Source organism: Lacihabitans soyangensis, assembly GCF_024343775.1.
GTDB lineage: Bacteria > Bacteroidota > Bacteroidia > Cytophagales > Spirosomataceae > Leadbetterella > Leadbetterella soyangensis.
This window is the reverse complement of the sequence record NZ_RJUF01000195.1, coordinates 1-18,552: the sequence shown is the minus strand read 5'-3', so window position 1 is coordinate 18,552 and position 18,552 is coordinate 1. Positions and strand designations below refer to the sequence as shown.

Genomic DNA, 18,552 nt, shown 5'->3' with positions numbered 1-18,552 from the left:
CTCTCAAATCAGCATGAAAAAGCTTTTCCTACTTTTCCTAATCTTTAATATAGGCCTCCAAGCTTTTTCTCAAAAAATACAATTAAAGTTCGTCGATAAGTTTTCAGCACCGCTGTTTGGAGTTACCGTCAATTTAAGAGATTCTTTGAATAAATCTTTTCAGCTAAACAATTTCACGGATACTTCTGGAAGGGCGGAATTTAATCTTAAAAGCAATTCTATTTATCTTCTGAAAGCAAGTTCGGTTGGGTACAAGCCTTTTACCTCAATTATAAATACTTCTGAAAAGGGTAAAGCCTATATTTTTACTTTGCAGGATGATTCTCAAACGCTTAGTTCGGTTACCGTAACGGCCAAAAAGCCGCTCATGACTCAGGAAGACGACAAAACCATTGTAGATCCAGAGCCTCTAGCTGGTATGAGCACCAATGCTTTTGAGTTGATAGAAAAAACACCAGGGCTTTTTGTGGACCAGGATGGCAATGTTTATCTTAATAGCTCGAGTCCAGCGAGAATTTATATCAACGGCCGAGAACAAAAGTTGGGACCTTCGGATATTGCTTCAATTCTCAAGAGTTTGCCGCCCAATAGCATCGAAAAAATAGAAATTATCAGAACCCCATCGGCCAGCATGGATGCCTCCAGTTCGGGCGGAGCAGTCAATGTAGTTTTAAAAAAAGGCGTAAAATTGGGAAGAACGGGTACGATAAACGCAGGTTTTAACCAAGGAAGATTCGGGAATCAGTTTGTAGGAATAAATCTCAACCGGAGTCTAGAAACCCGAAGTTCGTATCTCAACTTAAACTTCAACCACCGCAAATCGTTTGACGAATCGACTTTTGAGCGTGTTTTAGAAACAGAAAATCGAAATCTGAATACGGATAGCTATTCTATTTTTCCAGCTTACAGTATTTTCTCTGGCTTTGGGGCGAATTTTGACTTGTCTAAAAAACTAGAAATTGGGTATGACGGAAGACTGAGTTTTAACGATAATAAAAGTCGAATCGAAAACAATAGTGAGGTGGTCAATTCTGCGAGTTTTGTTGAAAAGTTTTCTCAAAACACCAACTTGGTAGATAATAATACCCAAAACTACAACATTAATCAAGGCGTAAACGCCAAATATAAATTTGATGAAAAAGGCTCAGAATTAAGGTTTGATACGTCTTTAGATTATTTTGAGACCAACGGAGTGCAGGATTATAGTACTAACTTTTTGATTCCAACACCCATAAGTTTCAGTGGTGCAGGTGACTGGCTCAATTCAAGGACATTGTTCGCTTCGATGCTAGATTTTAAATATCTTTTTCCCCAAAAATTTACTTTGGAGACTGGTCTGAAAACTTCGATTCAGAATTTTGACTCTAAAACCGAATACACCATAACCAGAAATGGCATTACGGCAAAAGATGCTTTTAGAACCAACGCCTTTGATTATTTTGAAAACATTAATGCAGCCTATGCCCAAATGTCAAAATCCTTCGGAAAGTATGTGTTGAAGACTGGAGCAAGGTTAGAAAATACCGTAATGAAAGGTCGTCAAACAGTGCCTTCGGATACTACTTTTAGTATCAACAGAACAGATCTTTTTCCTTATATTTTCTTCAGTAGAAAACTCTTTAAAATAGCATCTTATGACCTTCGCGGATATTTAATAGCACGCAGAACCATTAGTAGGCCAGTTTATGAATACCTGAATCCATTTCCTCGTTTTGTGGATCAATACATATATGAGGCTGGAAATCCATCCCTAAGGCCACAGTTTACCAATAATATAGAGGCCAATATTAGTTTTGATGAAAGGCCGATTTTCGCCATTGGTCGCAACTACGTGAAGGACATCTTCACTTCGGTGGTGCTTCAGGACAAATCGGACGCTAGAGTTTCGTACAGAACTTATCAAAATTTGGGTAAAAATACTGAAACGTATTTCAGGCTTTTGGGTGCTGTTCCTCCTGGCAAAAAGTATTTTTTTGTGGTGGGTACTATGTTTATGTTTAACGATTATGAAGGGCAACTGGACAATAAACCCATCACTTTCTCAAAAGGCACTTGGTCTTTCTTTACCTTTCACCAACTCAAAATTGATGGTAATTCGTCAGTTTACATGAATGGTTTTTTCAGAACCAACGGACAGCAACAATTCTATGAACTCAGCAATTTTGGCAACCTGGATTTGAGTATCAATAGGCAGTTTTTTAACAAGAAGTTGGTCGTTACTGCCCAGATGCGAGATTTGTTTTATTCTAATAACTATTCCTTTACGCTTAACCAGGGAAATATCAACGCCACAGGCTTCCGCAGAAACGATTCTCGTCGTTTCGGCATCAACATTCGCTACAATTTCGGCCAAAAAAAGAAAAACGAGGGCTTTGATATGTTCAATGTGGAGGGAATGGACTCCAAATAATTGTACTTTTTTAAGTGCGATATTTCACTAATTCAACAAGGAGGCCTATTGCTGCCGATTTTTACAAGTTTTATTTGTAATTATTATTTTATGTTTTTTTATTTGTAAAGTTGAAATAAGTATTTTAGCGAATTTTCGCTAATTAACAATTTACTTTAAAAATAAAATGTCGCAAAACCTCAATAAGTTCAGCAGAACCCTAACGCAAGAAATCACGAATCCAGCCGCTAAAGCCATGCTTTACGGTATAGGCCTTTCTTCAGATGACATGCAAAAGCCGCAGATTGGTATTGCAAGTACTGGTTATGAAGGCAATACCTGTAATATGCACTTAAATGGACTTTCTGTACATGTGAAAAAAGGGATTCAGGCCAACGACATGGTAGGTCTTATTTTTCATACGATAGGTGTATCTGACGGTATGACCAATGGCAACAACGGAATGAAATATTCTTTGCCTAGTAGAGATTTGATCGCAGATTCGATTGAAGACGTGGTTTCTGCTCAATGGTATGATGGAGTGATAGCCGTTGTGGGTTGTGATAAAAATATGCCCGGTGCCATGATAGCCATAGCTAGACTTAATCGCCCCGCAATGTTGGTTTATGGAGGTACTATCCGCTCTGGCGAATATAAAGGTCAAAAACTGGATATAGTCTCTGCATTTGAGGCACTTGGGAAGAAATTCGCAGGAAATATCTCCGATGAGGATTATGAAGGAGTTATAAAAAATGCAATACCTGGTGCTGGTGCTTGTGGAGGTATGTACACGGCCAATACCATGGCATCTTCAATGGAAGCGATGGGTTTGACATTGCCAAACTCCTCAAGCTACCCCGCTACACATGAAGGCAAAACCGCTGAATGTATAGCCATAGGTGCTGCAATGAAAAATATGCTGGAGCTGAATATTTTGCCAAAAGACATTATGACCCGCAAGGCTTTTGAAAATGCAGTAACTGTTGTGATGGCTCTGGGTGGTTCTACCAATGCGGTTTTGCATTATTTGGCTATTGCCCATGCAGCAGATGTTGATTTTACACTTGATGATATACAAGTTATCTCTGACCGTGTTCCGTTTTTGGCAGATTTAAAACCATCAGGTAAGTACTACATGGAAGATATGCTATCTATCGGAGGCCTTCCAACCTTGTTAAAGTATCTCCTAAATAACAATTTACTACACGGCGACTGTATGACCATTACAGGTAAAACTCTCGCAGAAAATTTAGCGGATGTTCCTGATCTAGAGTTCGAGAATCAAAAGATTATTCGTCCGTTATCCAATCCTATAAAATCTAGCGGTCACTTGCAGATACTCTATGGCAACCTTGCCACAGAAGGTGCCGTGGCTAAAATTACAGGAAAAGAAGGTGAGAAGTTTGAAGGTACAGCCAAGGTTTGTGAGTGTGAAGAGGATGCCATAGAATTTTTGTCGAAAGGTGAGATAAAACCTGGACAGGTTGTAGTGATTAGAAATGAGGGACCAAAAGGCGGCCCAGGTATGCCAGAAATGTTAAAGCCTACTTCTGCAGTGATGGGTGCAGGTTTGGGTAATTCTGTCGCCATGATTACCGATGGTAGATTTTCAGGCGGTACCCACGGCTTTGTAGTAGGTCATGTCACTCCAGAGGCATTCGAAGGCGGTACTATTGCATTGGTCAAGGATGGAGATAAAATTACGATTGATGCAGTCACCAAATCATTGACGCTGCATGTTTCTGATGACGAATTGGCCATAAGAAGGGCTCAGTGGAAACAGATTCCTTCGCCATTTACAAAAGGAATTTTAAGAAAATATGTGAAAAACGTTAGCTCAGCCAGCAAAGGCTGTGTGACTGATTTATAATTTCTTTACGAATCCCCAATTCTAAAGAAAAGACTCTCGAAAAAAAACAAATAAAAACTAAATATACCATGAGTAAAGAAATAGCTTTCATGGAAGAAGACATTAAAATAGAAGAGGTGAAATTTTTGTCTGGTGGTCAGGCATTGATGGAGTGCTTCGTGGCAGAGGGTGTAGATACCATCTTTGGGTATCCAGGTGGAGCCATTATGCCTATTTATGATGCCCTCTACGACTACACCGATCGTATAAACCATATTTTAGTTCGTCACGAGCAAGGTGCCTCGCATGCTGCCGAAGGCTATGCCCGATCAAGTGGTAGGGTAGGTGTTTGTATGGCCACATCAGGCCCTGGAGCTACTAACTTAGTAACGGGAATCGCCGATGCCATTATTGACTGTACGCCTATGGTGGCTATTACAGGTCAGGTGGCTTCAAATTTGTTGGGAACTGATGCATTTCAAGAAACCGACGTAATTGGTATTACTACGCCCATCTGTAAATGGAACTACCAAATCACTGATCCAGACGAGATTCCGTTGATATTGGCGAAAGCATTTTTTATTGCGAGAGCTGGAAAGCCTGGTCCGGTTTTGATTGACATCACCAAAGATGCTCAGGTAAAAAGCATGACGAAGCCATTTGAGTATAAAAAAGTGGAAGGACTGCCAGGTTATCACCCAAGGAGAGTTCCGAAAATGGACCAAGTGGAGAAAGCCGCTGAACTGATCAACAAAGCCAAAAGACCTTATATACTTTTTGGACATGGAGTGCTTATTTCAGGTGCTATGCAGGAGTTTAAAGAGTTTGTAGAAAAAACCGATATTCCATGTGCTAGTACACTTTTAGGCCTTTCTGGCATTTCAATAGACCACCCCAACTATATGGGTTGGTTGGGTATGCACGGTATGTATGCACCTAACGTAATGACCGACCAGTGTGATGTTTTGATAGCCATCGGTATGCGTTTTGACGATAGAGTTACGGGAGATGCCTCACTTTTTGCTAAGCAGGCAAAAATTGTGCACATCGAGATAGACCCTGCAGAAATTGAAAAAATTAAGAAAACAGAAGCTCCTGTAATTGGGGACGTAAAAGAAGTTTTGGAGTTGCTAACACCATTGGTGAAAAAGGGTGATTTTAAAGGCTGGAAGAACGAATTCAGGAAACTTGAACCGAAAGAAAAAGAAGCCGTTACCGACAGAGACCTCAAGTTTGAAGGTCAAATAAAAATGGCTGAGGTGGTGAAAATGGTTTCGGATAAAACCAAAGGTGAAGCTTGTGTTGTAGTAGATGTAGGTCAACATCAGATGGTTACGGCCAGATATTTTGAGTTTAAAAGACACAATTCTTATATAGCTTCGGGTGGATTAGGAACCATGGGTTTTGCCATACCGGCAGCTTTAGGTGCCAAAATGGGAGCTCCGGATAGAGACGTAATTGCATTCATTGGTGATGGTTGTTTTCAGATGACTATACAAGAATTGGGAACTATTGCTCAGAGTAAATTGCCAGTGAAATTGATTATTCTGAATAACAACTATTTAGGAATGGTCCGTCAATGGCAACAATTGTTTTTTGATAAAAGGTATTCTTTCGTAGAGCTTCAAAATCCAGACTTCATCATGATTTCGAAGGGATTTGGACTGGAAGGTGAGAAAATTACAGAAAGAGAACAATTGAGTGAGGCCATTGACAAAATGTTGGCTCATGATGGCGGATATGTGTTGGAAGTAGTGGTAGAGAAAGAGGAAAATGTATTTCCTATGGTACCTGCCGGAAGAAGTGTAAGTGAAATCAGACTTGTTTAAAACAATTTAAGAGTAACATTTACAGCAAATTAGAAAAATTATGACGCAATATACCATATGTGTTTTTACCGAAAATAGCATTGGTCTTTTGAATAAGATCACGGTAATATTTACACGTAGAAGAATAAATATAGAAAGCCTCACCGTTTCTGAAACTGTCAGAAAAGGCGTTTCTCGTTTTACGATAGTTATCAAACACGAAAAGCGTGAAGAGGTAGAAAAGCTGGTTCGCCAAATCAGAAAAATTGTAGAAGTTTTGGCAGTGTTTGGATATCTGAACGACGAAATCGTTTACAACGAAATAGCTCTTTTCAAGATATCTACGCCAATTGGTGGAAAAGCCTTAGATATAGACACTATTAACCGCATTTATAAGGCTTGGGTGGTTTATTGGGGCTTGGACTATGTAACCATCCAAAAAACAGGTACGGAAGAAGAAATTTTTGATTTTTTCAGATATCTCAAACCCCACGGAATCATAGAATTTGTCCGCTCTGGAAGAGTGGCCATAGGTAAAACTCCACAAGGATTGGTTGAGTATCTACCTGAGGATCAGGAATGGGAATATTATCTGTGATAATTTGAAATTTTGTATCTTTGAACCTTGAATTTCAATAACATGAGAAAAGTACAAACAAAATTATTTTATGAGATAACCTCGAAAGTTAAGCAGACAGTGATAGAATTTGACCCGAACGCTGAGGTGATTTTGTTTGGTTCAAGGGCAAGAGGAGATTATAAAAAGGACTCAGATTGGGATTTTTTGATTTTGACGGATAGGAATGTAAATGAGCCTCTGAAGACAGTTTTTAGAAGAAATCTTTTTGAAAAAGAAATGGAGACTGGCCAATGTTTCTCGAGTTTTATTGAAAATAGAATAGAATGGAAAGGGCAAGCCATTACGGATTTCTATCAAAATGTGCATGAAGATGGCATTGTTTTATGATTTACGAGAGAGAGACAATAATAAAGTACAGAATAGATAGAGCTTTAGAAACGCTTGAAGAGGCTAAAATTCTCTCTACTGGAAATCATTGGAACACTGTTGCAAATAGGCTGTATTACGCTTGTTTTTACATTGTAATCGCACTATTATTTAAAAAAAGTTTCAGGACAAAGTCTCATTCTGGAGCAAGGTCAACCTTCAGTAATGAATTCATTAAAACTGGTCTTGTAAAAAAAGATTTAGGAGTTCTCTACGGAAATCTATTCAACAAAAGACAAGAAGGAGATTACGAGGATGTAAAAATATTTACAAAGGAAGAAATAGAACCACTTATTTCTGAAGCCGAGAATTTTATTATTGTGATTAGGGAATTGATTGGGCAGTGAAGAAGTCTTATTGAAATCAACATAATGAATTACATAGTATTATTAAGTATTATTAGTTCCCTTTTGATAGGGTTCAATGAAAATAAGCAAAAGTCATTTTTTGTAAAACAGGATGATGGTTTTGTAAATATTCCAGATGCAAATTTTGAAAAGGCTTTAATTGACTTGGGCATCGATAAAGATGGACAAATAGACCAAAAAATTGCAAATAAAGATGTAATTGGAGTTGCAAAATTGAATTTATACGGAATGGGGATTGAAGATTTGAGTGGGATTCATGCATTTAAAGATTTGATAGAATTGGATTGTAGTCGTAATGAATTAATAGAGTTAGATTTATCAAAGAACATTTATTTAAAAAGTCTAATATGTAATAATAATCAACTCTCAAATTTAATTATAAAAGATCTTAAAAATCTAGAAAACATAGAATTTGATAACAATTTAATAAGTACAATTTCTTTAAATAATTTAAAAAATTTAAAAAGATTGGATTCCCGTTTTAATAAGCTTGTTGAGGTAGATTTATCCGATTGTGTTAATTTAGAGTATGTTAATTTTGAGGAAAATTCTTTACAAGTATTGGACTTTAAAACAAATGTTAAGTTAAAAGAGGTCTACTGTTATAGGAATCAACTGGCCCTCTTGAATTTGTCATATAATAAAGAATTGATTAGATTAAATTGTGGAAATAATAAAATTTCCAATTTGGATTTGACAAAAAATCTTAAACTATATCACTTAGAGTGCAGTGGTAACCAACTTGAAAATCTAGATATTACAAAAAATGTAGTTTTGGAAACATTAAATGTTAGTTTCAATAAATTAAAATTAATAGATATAAGTAAAAATGTTCTTTTAGGTGTTTTAGATTGCATGAATAATAATATTTTAGAATTAAAAACAAAAAACAATTTAAAACTAGAAGTTTTGGTTTGTGGGTATAATAGTTCTATTAAATTAGATTTGAGGGAGAACGTATTATTAAATCATTTATCATGTAACAATAATCAGTTGGAGCATCTAGAAATTAGTAATAATGTTAACTTGTCTAGATTGTATTGTTCTGAAAACCAGTTAAATAATTTAGATTTAAGAAGAAATGTAAATCTTCAAGATTTGCGTTGTTTTGATAATTTGTTAACAGATTTAGACCTTAATTCAAATGTTAATATTACTGTTTTAAATTGCTCTAACAATCGTTTAAAAAAAATTGATTTAACTAACAATCGTAAATTAACAAGATTAACAATTGCAAATAACATGTTGAGTTCGATTGATTTTAAGACTAATATCTCGTTACAATTTTTGTCTTGTGATAATAATCTCATTGAACATATAAACTTGATTGATAATGTTAACCTTTTAGAATTAGGATGTTCTCACAATCTAATTAAGGAATTGCTGTTAAATAAAAATATTAATTTGGAAACAGTTATTTGTGATTTTAATCAATTAACACAATTAAACCTTAATTCAAATATCAATTTAGTGAGTTTGCGTTGTGTAAAAAATAACTTAATTAATTTAAATGTTGCTAAAAACAAGAATTTGACTTATTTGACCTGTAGTGATAATAAAATAAAAAATATTTGTGTTGCAGATTTGAATTTAGCAAATAAAATCCATTGGCAAAAAGACTCAACTGCAGAATATAAAGTTTGTAATTGATTAATAATAAATAAAATCCAAGTTGGTTTTTGGCTTGGTTTTCGCCGAATTTATTCGGAAATTTGCAGAGCTAAAATTAAAAATTATGCATGGGTGCAATAGCTAAACTTCCTTTTTCTAATCTTCAATTGGAGTTTTTGAAACTCTACGAGAGTGGTGTGTCTGACGATGATTTGAAAGCTATAAATCAACTGATAGTGAATTATTTAGCAAATAAAGTGCAGGATAATGCTGATTTGCAGTGGGATGAGAAAGGCTTCTCGAATTTATTAATGGATGAGTGGTTAAGTAAAGATTTAAGGAAATGAAAGTTGTTATAGATACCAATTGTTTATTGGTGGCACTTTCAAGAAAATCTAAGTATAATTGGTTAATTCAGTCTCTAGTAAACCATGAATTTAATATATGTTTAACGACTGAAATTCTAAATGAATATGAGGAAATAATTGGAAAATATTTTTCTACAAGTGTTGCTGAACCGTTTTACGAGTTATTAGTTTCGGCGAAAAATGTAGAAAAAATGAATGTTTCTTTTAAATTGGGTCTAATCGAAAACGACCCTGACGATAACAAGTTCGTAGATTGTGGCTTTGCTGCAAATGTAGATTATATAGTAACAAATGATAACGATTACAATATTTTGAAGAGCATTGATTTTCCGAAAATAAATATAATTTCACTAGAAGATTTTGGTGAACTATTAAAAAATAAAATATAACGTAATTTTAAAACAAATCAGTAATTAATAAAAATGGCAAAGTTAAATTTTGGTGGTGTTGAGGAGGAAGTAGTAACAAGAGAAGAATTTCCCCTTGAAAAAGCAAGAGAAGTATTAAGCAACGAGGTAATCGCTGTGATTGGATATGGCGTGCAAGGTCCTGGTCAAGCAATGAACATGCGTGACAACGGTCTTCCGGTAATAGTTGGACAACGTAAAGGTAAAACTTACGACAAAGCTGTTGCTGACGGATTTGTACCAGGCGAGACACTTTTCGAAATCGAAGAAGCTCTTGAAAAAGGAACAATCATTTGTTATTTGCTTTCAGATGCTGCTCAAATCGAGCTTTGGCCAACTGTTAAAAAATACCTTACTCCAGGAAAATCATTGTATTTCTCTCACGGATTTGGCATCACTTACAAAGAAAAAACGGGTATTGTTCCCCCAGCTGATGTTGATGTATTTTTGGCTGCTCCAAAAGGATCGGGTACTTCACTTCGTCGTTTGTTTGTAGAAGGAAAAGGTTTGAACTCATCTTTCGCCGTTTACCAAGACGCGACTGGCAAGGCTCGTGAGAAATGTATCGCAATGGCTATCGGTGTTGGTTCAGGATATTTGTTCGAAACAGATTTTTACAAAGAAGTATCTTCTGATCTTACTGGAGAAAGAGGAACTTTGATGGGTGCTATACAAGGTATTTTTGCTGCACAATACGAAGTATTACGTGCAAATGGTCACTCGCCATCTGAGGCTTTCAACGAAACTGTGGAAGAATTAACGCAATCCTTGATGCCATTGGTAGCAGAAAACGGTATGGACTGGATGTATGCCAACTGTTCAACAACTGCTCAAAGAGGTGCTTTGGACTGGTGGAAGCCTTTCCGTGATGCAACTAAGCCTGTTTTTGAGAAATTATATAATTCTGTAGTTACTCAAAATGAAGCTTCGATTTCTATTGAGCGTAACTCTCAGCCAGACTACCGTGAGAAATTGGAAGTTGAGTTAGCAGAACTTCGTGAATCAGAAATGTGGAGAGCTGGTAAGACTGTAAGAAGCCTTAGACCAGAAAATAACTAAGAACCGCAAATGTTTGTGTCGCCGAAGTTTGTGTCTTAACAAACTTCAAGGCGAAAAATGTTAATATTCAAAAATCCTCGAAGCAATTCGGGGATTTTTTGGTTTGAATGGTTTTCATTTGTGAGAACACAAGCGAAGGCCTATGCGTTTGGCACAAACCTTATCGCATTAATTTCGATCATTTTCTTCCCGACTTTCGAGCTTACCAACTTTCTAACATACCAACTTACCAACTTTCCATCTTCCAAACTTTTTAACTAATTTTGTACCATAAACAAAACCTCTGATAAGATGACAGCATACGTATTTCCGGGACAAGGTGCACAGTTTAGTGGCATGGGAAAGGAGCTTTACGAAACCAACGAAAAGGCCAAAGCTCTTTTTGACAAAGCCAATGAAATTTTAGGATTTGATATTACAAAAATAATGTTTGAAGGTTCTGACGATGAACTCAAGCAAACCAATGTGACGCAGCCAGCCGTCTTTTTACACTCGGTTATTTTGGCTACTACTATCGAGGATTTTAAGCCCGATATGGTTGCGGGTCATTCTTTAGGTGAGTTTTCAGCTCTTGTGGCAGCAGGTGCTTTGTCTTTCGAAGATGGGCTTAGATTAGTTGCAAAACGAGCTGATGCGATGCAAAAAGCTTGTGAATTAAATCCATCTACAATGGCTGCAGTTTTGAATCTGTCAGACGAAAAAGTAGAGGAGGTTTGTGCTGCTGTTCATGCCGAAACTAAGGAAGTAGTTGTAGCTGCAAATTATAACTGCCCGGGTCAGTTGGTGATTTCAGGAAGCATAGAAGGTACTAATATTGCTTGCGAGAAAATGAAAGAGGCAGGTGCCAAGCGTGCATTGGTTCTTCAAGTTGGAGGAGCATTTCACTCGCCTTTGATGGAGCCGGCTCGCGAAGAATTGGCGGAGGCTATCAAAAATACTGAATTCAAAACTCCTATTTGTCCTATCTACCAAAACGTAAGTGCCAAGCCATTTACTGAGGTTGAGGATATCAAAATGAATCTGATTCACCAATTGACAGCACCCGTACGTTGGACTCAAAGCGTGCAAAATATGGTGGCTGACGGTGCCACAAAATTTGTAGAATGTGGTCCTGGTAAAGTATTACAAGGTTTAGTGAAGAAGATTTCGCCTGAAGTAGAAACTGCGGGTGTGTAATCCTACAATATAGTTTAAAGTATGAAAAGAGTCTGAAAGGACTCTTTTTTGTTTAATAGAATCTAAAATAGTAAAGCGATTTCAAAGGGTAGGTTTTAAAGTTTTCTTCTCCTTTTTTACTAATCAGGGATAATTTGAAAAGGCCGGTTTTGTTTTTTAAATAGGACTTGGCTTCGTTTTGGCTAAAAATAGCGTTTGCCATATTGTTCTCACTAAGGCTATTATCAGTGGCGAGTTTTATTTGAAAAGTGTTTATGCTTTCGGTATCTTGGAACTGTAAATAGTTTGTGTTTTCCTTTTGCTTAGCGTCTAATTCTACTATAATTTCATGCTTTAAACCATTGTAATAGGCTTCAAAGAACTCAGGTTTATTAACGGAGTCTGCTGAGGAATTCTTCGTATCTAAATTAACGAATTTTGATAAAGCCAAATTTGAATTTGTCTGGCCATTCCAATTTATTTTCAGTGTTTCTTTTGATTGAAATATTCTTTTGTTTTCAAACTTCACGAAAGACATCTCAAAACTGCCACTTTTTAGTATTTTCTTCGGTATCATAAACTCAAAATAAAAATCTCTCCCCTTTACAGGTTTTATAAGAAACAGCTTGTCATTTTTGAGCGGAAGTTCGTAATAGTTTTTCACTCCATTTTGAATACAAACTATTCCTAAGCCATTTAAAGGATTTTTCAAATAGTCTTTGATTCTTGCAGAAATGGTTATGTACGGATTGTCAATTATTTGTGTTCCATCTATGCTGATAATGTCTATTTTGTTTTTGAGTTCTCCAGAAATTTCATTTGAATTAAATTTTATAGGCTTTACAATTAATGATTCCAAAGCATCAGAATTGTCAAAAACGCCTTTGTTAATCAAGGTGTCAAGCCCAGGACGCATGTTTAAAGGAATATTATGAATGGCTCCTTCATCAGCATAAAGTTGTTTGGTGCTTCCCGAAATCATCACCATCACAGCTTGGATAGACCTTTTTTGATATCCAAAAACTTGAATCCATTTGGTGTAATTTCTTGCTTGGTAAACCAAACAGACAAAAAGTATCGCAAGAAAAGACCCATTTGTAAGTTTAGTGTTTTTGGCTTCAATCCACTTCGATAGGTGTATTTTATAAAAAAGAATATAAAATGTTACAAAAACACAAACGCTGTTTATGAGGTAAGCACCTCTAAGAAGAGCTGTGGAATCGGTATATTGTCTTTTGGATGATATAAGCAGATAAGTACCCAAAAAGAAAAGCATTAGTGCTGATAGAGCTGTATTATTTTTGTAGGATTTTTTTATGATTAGAAAGTAAATGGCTAGGATAATTCCCAAAATACCAAATATCATGTTGATTTTAATGGATTCCATACCACCGATTCCTCCCAGATAAATAGGGAAAACGTAGGCTATTCGTTTAAAGACCGATGCATCAAGCGGGGTATTTCCTTTTTCATAGTCTAGGAAAAAAACAAAAATAGCCAAAGCACAGAAAAGGCTCCAAATGCCAAGTCTTTTGTAATCTTTAGTTACTATAAGTCCTAAAATGCCTATCGGGACCAGCAGCAGGCCATTTCCATTGGAGTATATGCCCAGAAACAAAAGTATGATGGGCAGAACGATTTGTTTGGTTTCAAAAAGGTAATAAAGACAGGATATCGCAAAGAAAATCACCACAAAATGAGAAAGCGATTCCATTGCCAAACTGTTGATCTCGGCGTATGCAAAAGAAATCAAAAGCAAAGGGACAGGTAAAAAGTAATAGAATTTTGAAGTTTGAAATCTGCCTAATTTGAAAAACAAGAACAACGTGCTTAAGAAAAAAGAGAAGCCGATAATTCTCAAATGCTGAAAGTTGATTTTCCCAAATATGTAATAATCTGAAAGCGTAATGAGCTTTAATACAACCAAACGGAAGTCGTTATTTTGAGAAAAAAGCAGTTTTATTGTTTCCGAAAAACCAGTGGTTTTGAGGTAATCCACCATAAAATTCACGATGGCACCAAAATCGTCTAGTATAGGGTAGTTTACAAAAATATCTGTAAAAATGAACAAACTAAAAGCCATGAAGCATACAAAAAATGCAATGGAAAGTCTATTTAGTTTGTTCATTATCAAAAGCTTATTGTTTACACTCCTGTAAAAGTAAAGGGAGTTATTTGTTTTAACTCATACTTTGTTTTTTCAGAAATATCTAAGGTCTCTATGAACTCTTTGATAGCTCTTTCAGTGATTTTTTCGTTTTTACGGGTCAAATCTTTCAAGGCTTCGTATGGTTTCGGGAAACCTTCTCTTCGTAAAACCGTTTGAATAGCTTCGGCTACTACGGCCCAGTTTTCTTCCAAGTCAGCGTCTATAGCGGCTTGGTTCAATTCCAGTTTTCCTATTCCTTTTAGCAGTGATTTCAGGGCTATAAGCGTATGAGCCAAAGGCACTCCTAGGTTTCTTAAAACCGTAGAATCTGTTAGGTCTCTTTGAAGTCTCGAGAGAGGCAATTTGGCCGAAAAATGCTCGAAAAGTGCATTTGCGATACCTAAATTCCCCTCAGCATTTTCAAAGTCTATGGGGTTTACTTTGTGCGGCATGGCCGATGACCCGATTTCTCCCGCTTTGATTTTTTGTTTGAAATAATTCATTGAAACATACTGCCAAACATCACGTGAAAAATCCAAGAGTATGGTATTGATACGTTTGATATTGTCACAATAAGCTCCAAGATTGTCATAGTGCTCTATCTGTGTGGTGGTTTGGCTACGGCTAAGTCCTAGCGTGGTATTTACGAACTTATTCCCAAAATCCACCCAGTTTGTTTCAGGATAAGCCACAAAATGGGCATTGAAATTTCCTGTCGCACCACCAAATTTTGCTGAATATGGAATAGCGGCCAAAAGTCCAATCTGATTTACCAATCTTTCTACAAATACCTTCATTTCTTTGCCCAAACGAGTAGGAGAAGCAGGCTGTCCGTGGGTTTTTGCCAACATCGGAATGGCTTTCCACGCTTCGGCCAATTCTTGTATTTGCTCAACTACGGCCATCAGGTTAGGGAAAAACACTGTGTCATGTGCTTCTTTTAATGAAAGAGGTATAGATGTATTGTTGATATCTTGAGAAGTGAGGCCAAAATGAATGAATTCCGAATATTTCTCGATTCCGAAATTTTCGAAACGTTTTTTAATGAAATATTCGACGGCTTTTACATCATGATTGGTCGTTTTTTCTATTTCTTTAATTTCAAGTGCATTTTCTTCTGAAAAATTCAAGTAAATGTTTCTCAGTTCGGCATAAAGATTTTTAGGAAAATCAGACAATTGTGGTAACGGAAGTTCACAAAGTTGTATGAAATACTCTATTTCTATCCTTACTCTATATTTTATGAGGCCAAATTCAGAGAAATAGGCGGCCAAATCTTCCACTTGTCTGCGATACCTACCATCTATAGGCGAAATGGCACTTAAAGAATTTAATTGCATATTATATTTAATAAACCGCAAAATTACTAAATTGCTCCCACAATCAACCTTAAAACTCTTATAGATTTATGACACCTTCACCATTTTTGGGCGAACTGCTCGGTACTTTTGTTTTGATTTTTCTCGGAGAAAGCGTTGTTGCCAATGTTTTGCTCAAAGGCACCAAAGGGCACAATTCTGGACTGATAGTTATAACCACCGCATGGGGCTTGGCCGTTATGATGGGGGTATTTGTTTCACAAAAATTCGGTAGTCAGGATGCTCATCTCAATCCTGCCCTCACTATCGCATTTGCCTTAAAATCAGGTGATTGGTCTAGTGTTTTGCCTTATATTACCGCTCAAATGATTGGAGGATTTCTTGGTGCCGTAAGCACCTGGTTATTTTATTATCCACATTGGGCTGTTACCGAAGATAAAGGAGCAAAGTTGGCCGTTTTTTCGACGGGACCAGCTATTAAACATACGCCCTCTAACCTTTTTGGCGAGCTTGCAGGAACATTTATATTGTTCGTTGGGGTTTCCTCTATCTATGCCTCAGACGGTTCAGGCTTATCGCCTTACCTAGTAGGAATGCTCGTTTGGGTTATCGGAAATGCCTTAGGTGGCACAACAGGGTATGCCATAAACCCAGCTCGAGATTTGGCTCCGAGGATAGCCCATGCTATTTTGCCAATAGCTGGCAAAGGCTCTAGTGATTGGTCATATGCTTGGATTCCAGTTATCGGACCAATTTTAGGAGCAGTTTTGGGTACTTTCTTATTTTAATAATTAAAGTTTTCCATGAAAAAAGTAATACTTTGTTTCTTGATATTGGGTTTTTCACTGGTTGTTTCTGGCCAAAAACTTAAAAAAATATTTAATGGTAAAAATTTAAGCGGTTGGGTTGTTCCTCAGCCCAATAACGACAATTGGTCGGTAAAAGATAAGATGCTTTTGGTGAAAAGTAGTGATGACCTCAAAGGAAGTATTCTTTGGACAGAGAAATCCTACAAAGATTTTATAGTTGAAGTAGAATATAAAGACGTAAGTGGGGTGGTGGATTCGGGTGTTTTTTTGAGAGGTGAAAACGACCAGATTCAAATTGGGATTTCGGGTTCGCTTAAAAGAGACCTTACGGCATCGCCTTATATTCCAGGCTTGCGATATCCTTCAGAAGCCAAAACTGAGGGAATACTGAATGTGGGTGACTGGAATACGATGAAAATAAAAGTGGTGGATAAAACCTATACTGTTTGGCTAAATGGTCAAGAAGTAATGACGTATACTTCTGAAAAAATACCTACCTCTGGTCCAGTGGGTATACAATTGCACCCAGGCAATAATATGAGTATTCAGTATCGTAAAATACTGTTGGCCGAAATTTAATCATCGTCTTCCAGTTCGAATAACTATTCCGTTTGGAAATTTGTAAAGTTTTGATTGTCAAGTATTTTCCAGATACTGTTCAAATAACCTTTAAGAAATGACTTCGGAAATCTTACGTTTATGGAGTCCATTTAATTTTGAAGGCGTTAAGAAATTCGTAAATATTATTGAATTCAAAAAAAACAGGCCTGAATTTTAGATTTCGTTTAATTCGGGCCTGTTTTTGGAAGGAGCTTGGTCTTCTAAAATTCTACATTTCGTCTGCACTTGGGCCGTATGGACCTGGTACAGGAATATCTAGCAAGCGTAAGCATACTTGCAGCTGAGCACGGTGATGTGCATTTTGACCCATGGCATGCCGGAAAGTCTCCCATTTTTCTAGCGTAAGCCAAACTTGATCGCCCGAACACATTTGCCATAGGTTTTGCAAAATGTCATCTGTTGATTCATCAAGAGCAATTCTCGCCTCCGCAATGCAATCATCAAAGCATGCCAACAGTTCTTCCGCATTGTTGCAATCTGCAGGTTGATAAGGAGAGTTTCCAAAATCCCACTTGTCATGTTTTAGACCCATAACTATCATGAGTGGAATCTCAGCTAAGTGAGTAGCTAATGTTTTGATGTTCATGCTTTTTGGATGGGGTCTCCAATCCATTTTGTCGGTTGGTACAATTTCCAACATCCTGCGAGTTTGGATGGCTTCTGCCTCTAATTCTTTCTTAAATGCTTCAATAAAAGAGATCATAGTTTTATTTACGATTTTAGATTTACGTCCCGATGGCTATCGGGAGATTCGATTTGAAATTTCTATGAAGCAAAAGTAATTTTATGAAATGACAACCCTATGTCAGCAGCCTTTGATAATTTGTGATTCCTCAGGATTGAAATTAGGATAGGGAACTAATATTTTAGAATCGAACTTCTCCTGTGCTTGCCTAAAATAGGTTGACGTTTTTTTAGACAAATGTAATATAGTTAAAATTGTAATATACATTGATTTGGGTTGATATTTTTCGTTTCATTACAAGTCCAAATTGGTAATATCGGTCGATTTTCGACATATTGTTCTTTGATATATTGTTCAAACGAGTTTGGTGATAGCTTATTCAAAGCTACATGTGGTTTGCTATTGTTATAGGCTTCAATTGTTCGGCTCAATTGTTTTTTAAGTTCTTCAAAACTTGTAATATTTCGATATCTGAGGTACTGGTTCTTTATAGTTCCATTTACTCTTTCAATATGAGCATTTTCATGGACTTCGTTGCACATACTTATTTTGATTTTGGCAGCATTTAACATTTCTACGTACTCATTGCTGACGTACTGCCCACCTCTATCAGAATGATGAATTAGTTCTGTAAAAATAGTCTGTTTCCGAGCTTTAAATGCCATCTTTAGAGCCTCACAATTGTTTTCTGCTCTCATATTATCTGCAGCGGTATAACCTACTATTTTGCGGGAATAGACATCCATTATCATTGTGATATAATAGACTTTTTCACCAACATTAAAGTATGTTATATCACTCGTCCAAAGTTGATTAATATTATTTAGTTTTATGTCAACCAAAAGATTTTTGTATCGACTATATGGACTCGAAAATGTGGTTCTAACTGGGTTTTTATAAGCCATTAACCTAAAGCCATAATGAATACCAATACTTACGAAAGCATCTC

Annotated in this window: 17 protein-coding genes; 13 read left to right on the top strand and 4 right to left on the bottom strand. The window is 36.6% G+C overall.

Annotated elements, in window-relative coordinates:
- The first annotated feature begins 13 nt into the window (after positions 1 to 13).
- The 11 genes from EGI31_RS24290 (at position 14) to fabD (ending at position 12,041) form a co-directional block, all read left to right on the top strand.
- Positions 14 to 2,410: a TonB-dependent receptor gene (locus tag EGI31_RS24290; protein ID WP_255039796.1), complete on the top strand. Its 2,397-nt coding sequence runs from the start codon at positions 14 to 16 to the stop codon at positions 2,408 to 2,410.
- Between the two features lie 166 nt (positions 2,411 to 2,576).
- A complete protein-coding gene (gene ilvD / locus EGI31_RS24285) occupies positions 2,577 to 4,259 on the top strand; it encodes a dihydroxy-acid dehydratase (protein WP_255039795.1) in 1,683 nt (560 codons plus the stop codon).
- Between the two features lie 68 nt (positions 4,260 to 4,327).
- Positions 4,328 to 6,067 carry a biosynthetic-type acetolactate synthase large subunit gene (gene ilvB, locus EGI31_RS24280; protein ID WP_255039794.1) on the top strand — a complete coding sequence of 580 codons (1,740 nt, stop codon included), beginning with the start codon at positions 4,328 to 4,330 and terminating at the stop codon, positions 6,065 to 6,067.
- A gap of 40 nt (positions 6,068 to 6,107) precedes the next feature.
- Positions 6,108 to 6,644, top strand: coding sequence for an acetolactate synthase small subunit (gene ilvN, locus EGI31_RS24275; protein WP_255039793.1), 537 nt, complete (start codon positions 6,108 to 6,110; stop codon positions 6,642 to 6,644).
- A 42-nt stretch (positions 6,645 to 6,686) separates the two neighbouring features.
- Entirely contained in the window at positions 6,687 to 7,013 is a 327-nt protein-coding gene (locus EGI31_RS24270) for a nucleotidyltransferase domain-containing protein (RefSeq protein ID WP_255039792.1), read from the top strand.
- Positions 7,010 to 7,399, top strand: coding sequence for a HEPN domain-containing protein (locus tag EGI31_RS24265; RefSeq protein ID WP_255039791.1), 390 nt, complete (start codon positions 7,010 to 7,012; stop codon positions 7,397 to 7,399). Before EGI31_RS24270 ends, EGI31_RS24265 begins: the two co-directional genes overlap by 4 nt.
- A gap of 24 nt (positions 7,400 to 7,423) precedes the next feature.
- A complete protein-coding gene (locus EGI31_RS24260) occupies positions 7,424 to 9,070 on the top strand; it encodes a leucine-rich repeat domain-containing protein (protein ID WP_255039790.1) in 1,647 nt (548 codons plus the stop codon).
- A gap of 89 nt (positions 9,071 to 9,159) precedes the next feature.
- Positions 9,160 to 9,378, top strand: a complete 219-nt coding sequence (locus EGI31_RS24255) for a DUF8507 family protein (protein ID WP_255039789.1) — start codon at positions 9,160 to 9,162, stop codon at positions 9,376 to 9,378.
- A complete protein-coding gene (locus EGI31_RS24250) occupies positions 9,375 to 9,788 on the top strand; it encodes a putative toxin-antitoxin system toxin component, PIN family (RefSeq protein ID WP_255039788.1) in 414 nt (137 codons plus the stop codon). The genes EGI31_RS24255 and EGI31_RS24250 overlap by 4 nt, the downstream gene beginning before the upstream one ends.
- 33 nt (positions 9,789 to 9,821) lie before the next feature.
- Positions 9,822 to 10,865 (top strand): ketol-acid reductoisomerase, encoded by a 1,044-nt coding sequence (ilvC, locus tag EGI31_RS24245; RefSeq protein WP_255039787.1) that lies wholly within the window; start codon positions 9,822 to 9,824, stop codon positions 10,863 to 10,865.
- A 291-nt stretch (positions 10,866 to 11,156) separates the two neighbouring features.
- Positions 11,157 to 12,041: an ACP S-malonyltransferase gene (gene fabD, locus EGI31_RS24240; RefSeq protein WP_255039786.1), complete on the top strand. Its 885-nt coding sequence runs from the start codon at positions 11,157 to 11,159 to the stop codon at positions 12,039 to 12,041.
- 52 nt (positions 12,042 to 12,093) lie between these two features.
- Here fabD and EGI31_RS24235 read toward each other — a convergent pair whose 3' ends face one another.
- Entirely contained in the window at positions 12,094 to 14,148 is a 2,055-nt protein-coding gene (locus EGI31_RS24235) for a hypothetical protein (protein ID WP_255039785.1), read from the bottom strand.
- A 17-nt stretch (positions 14,149 to 14,165) separates the two neighbouring features.
- Positions 14,166 to 15,509, bottom strand: a complete 1,344-nt coding sequence (purB, locus tag EGI31_RS24230; RefSeq protein ID WP_255039784.1) for an adenylosuccinate lyase — start codon at positions 15,507 to 15,509, stop codon at positions 14,166 to 14,168.
- A gap of 68 nt (positions 15,510 to 15,577) precedes the next feature.
- On the opposite strand from purB, the gene EGI31_RS24225 reads away from it, so the two are divergent.
- On the top strand, positions 15,578 to 16,276 hold the full coding sequence (locus tag EGI31_RS24225; protein ID WP_255039783.1) for an MIP/aquaporin family protein: 699 nt from the start codon (positions 15,578 to 15,580) through the stop codon (positions 16,274 to 16,276).
- Positions 16,277 to 16,291: 15 nt separating this feature from the next.
- Positions 16,292 to 16,876 carry a 3-keto-disaccharide hydrolase gene (locus tag EGI31_RS24220; RefSeq protein WP_255039782.1) on the top strand — a complete coding sequence of 195 codons (585 nt, stop codon included), beginning with the start codon at positions 16,292 to 16,294 and terminating at the stop codon, positions 16,874 to 16,876.
- Between the two features lie 250 nt (positions 16,877 to 17,126).
- On the opposite strand, the gene EGI31_RS24215 is transcribed toward EGI31_RS24220, so the two are convergent.
- Entirely contained in the window at positions 17,127 to 17,621 is a 495-nt protein-coding gene (locus EGI31_RS24215; protein ID WP_255039781.1) for a DinB family protein, read from the bottom strand.
- A gap of 230 nt (positions 17,622 to 17,851) precedes the next feature.
- On the bottom strand, positions 17,852 to 18,552 hold a 701-nt coding region (locus EGI31_RS24210), incomplete at its 5' end, for an IS3 family transposase (RefSeq protein ID WP_255037101.1).